Origin of the sequence: Aquiflexum sp. (assembly GCF_041749095.1) — a bacterium.
In the GTDB taxonomy this organism is placed as follows: domain Bacteria; phylum Bacteroidota; class Bacteroidia; order Cytophagales; family Cyclobacteriaceae; genus Aquiflexum.
The window spans coordinates 1-4,647 of the sequence record NZ_JBGTCA010000507.1; the positions used below are offsets into that span (position 1 = coordinate 1).

At 39.6% G+C, this 4,647-nt stretch carries 2 protein-coding genes and 1 rRNA gene; all 3 read right to left on the minus strand.

The window, feature by feature from the left end:
- Positions 1-1,864, minus strand: a 1,864-nt coding sequence (locus ACEW8O_RS23150; protein WP_373497003.1) for an ATP-binding protein, incomplete at its 3' end; no start/stop codon positions are given.
- Positions 1,865-1,869: 5 nt separating this feature from the next.
- Entirely contained in the window at positions 1,870-4,005 is a 2,136-nt protein-coding gene (locus ACEW8O_RS23155; protein WP_373497004.1) for an adenylate/guanylate cyclase domain-containing protein, read from the minus strand.
- 540 nt (positions 4,006-4,545) lie between these two features.
- Positions 4,546-4,647 (minus strand): 5S ribosomal RNA (gene rrf / locus ACEW8O_RS23160); the annotation flags it as partial.

Genomic DNA, 4,647 nt, shown 5'->3' on the forward strand with positions numbered 1-4,647 from the left:
AAATTTTATTCTCAAATGCCACTTTTGGACTGTTTACCAACTTTATGGACTCCTCTTGAATGGAGTTTAGAATATATGAATTCTGTTGTCTCAGGTATTGCCTGATAGCAAAAGAACTGAAGACCAAAAAGGCAATCAAGGCAATAGCAACCCCTATTCTTTTTGCGCCATACCGCATAACCGTTCTGGTCACCACATGTTTTCTTGCACTCTTGGACAAGAATTCCTTAGAATTTTTGAGGATGTTCTTTGCTTTGGATAACTTCTTGTCCTGATCCAATTCCTCTGGTAGGTATCTGGCAACCCAATGGACGTTTGGGTTTAGATTGTTGATCCAGTTTTCAAAATAAGTAAGGGGCCCAATTGACATTAAAAAAGCATTCGATTTTCCACTATCTACCCAACGGTTTAGCTGTTGTTCATAATCCAGATAAACGGTATAATTGTCATATTCCTCCTCAGCCCAGTTTTTGAGATAATCCCAGTTTCGGATCAAGCTCTCATGGGTAATGTCCAGCACATCATTCTCACCTAGAATACGACTTTCCGGGTCTTCAGAAATAAAGGGCCGGATAAAAGTATTGCCCGGTTCACGGAAAATATTCAATACCGCCCCAACCTCTTCCGAACCAAATTCCTTCCTTCCTAAAATATTGGTGATTTCCTTTAAAGTCATCCTGTTTCTTACAGCCCTACTTTGGTCAATTTTGGTCAGGCAGGTAAAGGAATTTTTGATTATAGCTTTGGTATCTTCATTGGAAATATCCTTACCTGTATTTTCAATATAGTAGGCTCTTGCCTGCTCAAAAAGCTTGTTTGTATGGGTATCGAGGACATTCTGCAGACTTGGAGCATGATAACAGGCTTTGATATTTTCTGGCAACTCATCAAACCATTGTTTGAATATCAATACCTGATCATCCGGGAGTTCGGATACCGGCATTCCTCCGACCATGGCATAATGGATAAGGTCCATTTCTTCTGCCCCATTATTGGCCGCATGCCAAATCTGATTGAGCGCATGCTGAAGAATCGGAAGCTGATCGACTCCTTCTGTAAGATCATGAATCAATCTTTCTGTCAGTCTTCTTGTGATTTGATTCCCACTCAAAACAGCCGGTTCTTCGATAACCAATTGCAGTTGTGCCCTGTTGAGGCGGGGAACAAAAAACTGGGAAAACCCAATATACTCAGGCAATCCCCGAAAGGCCGCACATTGCCCGATGAAGTCTGACCTCATGGTAAAAATGATATAAATAGGAAGTCCCTCCTCCAATGCTATCTTTGAGGTTTCAAGCAATAAGTTTAATACAAGGTTAGCTTCTTTTGAAGGAACCCCTTTATCATAGTTTTCAGGATTGGTAAAAAATTCCTCAAACTGATCTACGAGAATGATCAGATTGGCGGCTTTCCTCTTGATACTTGCTCTTTCCCGCTCATCTGATTCTTGCCATTCCAGAGAATCTTCATCAAGAAATCTATCAGAATTTCGATATAAATCAACTATGGCAGAAAACCCATGCTTCAGTTCCGATTCAACGGTTACCTCATTTGGAATTTCAAGTTGATTGGCTATGGCCTTGCACAGGTTTTTAAAGGGAGATCTTTCCGGTCTAAAATCAGCAAGACACCATTGGAAATATTTCGATTTAAGAAAACCTGCTCTTGCATTGGGAATGATTCCCGCATAGACAAGTGATGATTTTCCGTCACCGGAGGCACCTGTCAACATCAAAAACTTATTCCGTTGCAATTGGGCTGTTGCGGCATCAATATCCTCTTCCCTGCCTTTAAAGTATAAAGATTCCTCCTCTGTAAAAGAGCGTAGTCCAGTGTAGGGGCATATTTGATAGTCTTCAAACATACTAGTTATTTGAGTTTGACTACGGTGGTGTAAACTTTTTTGACTTCTGCCGGCACTTCCTCTTTGGGAACAATGGTGGAAACCACCTTTGGAGCTTTAAAAATCCGCGCAAAGTTACTTCTTGGATCATCTTCACCTACAAAAAATATAGGAGTAGGAGAAGAAGCACCACCTACTTCTTTCCAGATTTGTTTGATGAAAGGTAAGGCCCAATCTGCAGCATACTTAAAATAAACCACTGCCAGTTTACTTTTGGGAATCTGCTGAGACGACACTTCTCTATACTGATCTTCTCCATCGGGCATGATGTTCATGATTTCTATAGGGTATTCCAAACTTAACCTATCCGTAATTTCTTTTGCTTCGAGTTCATCCTGTTGGTTGAAAATAAAGAAGATATCGGTATCCTTGGAATCAAAGATTTCCACTTCCTCCTTCATCATGACGACTCTGATATCATCCACCAATTGCATGGAGCCTGCACTATTGGAAAACATCATGTTTTTAGTGATGTTGTTCCGGATATATTTGATGAATTCCTGTTGGGCAGATTTCATGGTTTCTGTAGCTTCAGGATGAACCCATATAAATGAATTGAATTCTGAATCTGGGGAATCAATCATTTTTTTCGCTTCCAAAAACTGGAATTGCGGAAATGAAACATCATCCTCCAATTCGAAACGTCTTCCAAACTCACCACTTAAGATATGGAGTGAGCAAACACATTGTTTGATGGCTTCAATGGTTTTTGCTTTAAACGCCTCATCATCTGCCGGGCAATCAATAGCCGGAAGCACATTAAATCCTGCTTTTTGAAGAATGATAGCCATTTCTTCTCTTTTTTCCTTCAGGTCATTGGATGTCCATGCCAGAAAAATATTGGGTCTGGCACGTTCTACCATTTGAACTTTCAATGAAGAAGACAAAGAGGTAGAGACAACATTGGGGACTATTTTTGTAGATGTAGGTGAAAAAGCTGTATATCCAAAGGAATTTTCTTTTTGAAAAAGCTTTACTCCTGAAATAATATCCTTAACTGCATTGGCCAATTTATTGATCTGATTCCGGTACATTGGCCTATTTGGATTGCCAAGTTTTTCATCATCTATAGGCATTAAGGGACGGTTCGCTCCATCTTCCCTGAAGATAAAATCAATGGAACGTAAACCACCTGACATTTCTGATTCTAGCAGCTTGATATCCTCCATATCAATATCATGTATTTTTACGGGTATCACTCTTGAAGCAATATTATCATTCAATAGCTTGATGGTTTTACCCATCTTCTCGGTAAGTACCCCCTCTTGAAAACTTTTAAATTCATTTTTCCAAACAGGTGAAGTCACATCACAATAAGTTTGTGAAATAATGGGAATGAAAATCAAAGATTTTATTTTAGAGGACACAGAACCGTCTTCTTGCAAAAATTTCCTTTTTTCATCTTCAGGATTTATATCAAAATAAATAGAAAGCTTATCCTTACAGGTAGCGCTTAGTTCCTGTTTGAGCTTTGTGACAAGCTCGGTTACCCAACCATCATATTTATTGTCATTAAATCTGAAACTGATATGAATATCATAATCATATTCAGGAATAATGGAAGACTTTTCTATGGCTGATGTTTGATTGCTTGTAGATAACGAAGATGCTGACAGTATTCTATAGACTCTGACCGGTTCTTTTACATTTTTAAGATTCTCTGTTTTAAAAAATTCTGTATGTATGTCATTTTTATTGGATAGGTCTCTTTGAACTGATTCTGATACATATATACTGGAAGGTTCTGCCAATGCCTGTATTCTGGCTGCAATATTCACTGCGTCACCAAAAATATCATCATCCTCTAAAATAATCTCGCCTTGATGAATACCAATTCTTAGTTTGTATACATTGGCTTGGTTGCACAACTCCTGGATTTTTATGGCTGCATATACCGCACTGCTGACAGAAGGGAAACTGGCCATCACCCCATCACCCAGTTCTTTGATCCATTTCCCTCCAAACTCTTCTATCACAGGTTTGTGTATTTCCCTGTTCTTCCTCAATAATTCAAAAGCTTTCTGTTCATCATTTCCCATCAGTGCCGTGTATCCGACAATATCAGTGAACATGATCGCTGCAAGTTGGCGTATTTGTGACATTTTATAATTTTAAGAAATTATGATAAAAATTCAATTGAAAAACATTCCAACAGTAATATGGGAAATTTTAGCCACAATAAGATATTTCTTAACAATTAATTAAATATCGCCAAAGAATATAATGACTTTACTTATCAATATAGAATTTAAAAATAATTCAATATTGCTTTGCAAATTCTATTTTGATGTTATAAAGAATTGATTTTCTACAAATAAATAAAAGACTAAAAATATTAAACTCAAAAAGTTAACATTTCAAAACTGATCCTAGGTTTTCCAATAATACCACCCTTTAAAATGTGAAAAGCCACAGTATGTGCTGGCTTTTAAATAATGTGGCGGCGGCCTACTCTCCCGTGCGCCGCGCCTGCCCGCCTGTGGCGGGGCGTACCAGTACTCCGCCACGGCGGACAGGCATCGGCGCTGCAGGGCTTATCCGCCCCGGCGGATCGGGATGGGAAGAGGTGGATCTGAGATCATCTTAGTAATGGAGACCCCCGGAAACGCCAAAAGCCAGCTTTGCGGGCTGGCTTTGTGATAATGTGGCGGCGGCCTACTCTCCCGGGTGTAACCCCAGTACCATCGGCGCTGCAGGGCTTAACTTCTCTGTTCGGGATGGGAAGAGGTGGGACCCCTGCGCTG

Coding starts and splice junctions, on each gene's coding strand:
- ACEW8O_RS23155 (WP_373497004.1), bottom strand. CDS start 4,005: ATGTCACAAATACGCCAACTTGCAGCGATCATGTTCACTGATATTGTC.